The 1260-nt window shown below is 40.6% G+C and carries 2 protein-coding genes; both read left to right on the forward strand.

Going from position 1 to position 1260, the window contains the following annotated elements; genetic code table 11:
* Positions 1 to 728 (forward strand): carbon starvation CstA family protein (locus ACS8FD_RS15230; protein WP_439276467.1); only part of this gene is annotated, 728 nt, incomplete at its 5' end.
* Positions 729 to 881: 153 nt separating this feature from the next.
* The gene (locus ACS8FD_RS15235) at positions 882 to 1157 is read left to right on the forward strand and encodes a cory-CC-star protein (RefSeq protein ID WP_439261355.1); all 276 of its coding nucleotides are present in this window, start codon (positions 882 to 884) and stop codon (positions 1155 to 1157) included.
* Positions 1158 to 1260: the final 103 nt, after the last annotated feature.

Here is a 1260-nt window from a genome sequence, read left to right on the forward strand (position 1 = left end):
TCGATAAAGAGGAGGACGCTCGGTTTGTAGGTTATTTTGGTGCATTAGGTGAAGGTATGCTTGCGCTTGGTGCTATATTAGCGGCGACCGCAGGTTTTGCAACTTTAGGTGATTGGCAGGCGATTTATCAAAACTTTGGTGACGGCTCTATCGGTGCTTTTATTGATGGTGGTGCTACTATTTTAAGTAATGGCGTTGGTATTGATTTGGTGCTATCGCAGACGATGCTTACGGTAATGGCAGCATTATTTGCCGGTACAACAATGGATACTGGCGTTCGTCTACAGCGCTACATCTTCCAAGAGTTTGGTGAGTTCTATAACCTTCCAATTTTAAGTAAAAGCGTCGTCGCCACCTTGTTAGCAGTCGGATCCTGTCTATTATTGGCGTTCGGTGCGGGCGGTATTGGCGGTGAAGGCGGCATGATTATTTGGCCACTATTTGGTACTACTAACCAATTGATGGCAGCATTAACGCTTATGATCGTAACCGTTATCTTGTTACGTAATGGCAAGACGGTTTGGTACACTTTAGCGCCATTGTCGTTCTTGCTAGTCATGACGGTTTTTGCGTTGTTAATTCAGCTCAAAACTTTCTATACTGATGGTAATTGGTTACTCATTATTATGGATATCATCATTATGATTGCAACGATTTTGGTTACTTTTGAGAGTCTGTCTGTGCTACGCCGTGAATGGTCGCAGCATAAAGGTAAAAATGAGACTTAATTAAATCTGAAATATTTGAGCAGAACAAAACGCTAGCAATTGCTGGCGTTTTTATGCTTTGGAATATTGTTTTATAGGATATGGTTAGTACAGTGTAACCCACCAGTTAATGATATTATCTAATAAATAAGTTGTTAGAACCAAGGCAAAACTATGGACGAAACAAAAAACGATCAGCCTTTATGGCAAAGATTCCTAACAGGACTTAATGAGTTCTACCATGCACCATATCGGCAAACAATGGCACGCGCCGCACGCGATGAAGAAGATTTATTTATGCTAATGATGTTTGCGGAGAGTCTCGGCATTGATAACCCAGCCAGCTTTTATACACTTGAGCTACAGCCACTATTTTTAGAAAATTTCCATGAATGGCATACACGCATGGGTATGGAGAAATGCCCATTTGACCATGTTGGCTGTTGTTAATTGCTAGTTGAATGCCTAATTAAATTATAAAAACTATAAGAAAAAACCATCAAAATGAGAAGACATTATGGCTCTACAACCATTAGATAAGCTAGCCACACTG

Source organism: Psychrobacter sp. 1U2 (genome assembly GCF_051847575.1).

Coding starts and splice junctions, on each gene's coding strand:
- ACS8FD_RS15235 (WP_439261355.1), top strand. CDS start 882: ATGGACGAAACAAAAAACGATCAGCCTTTATGGCAAAGATTCCTAACA.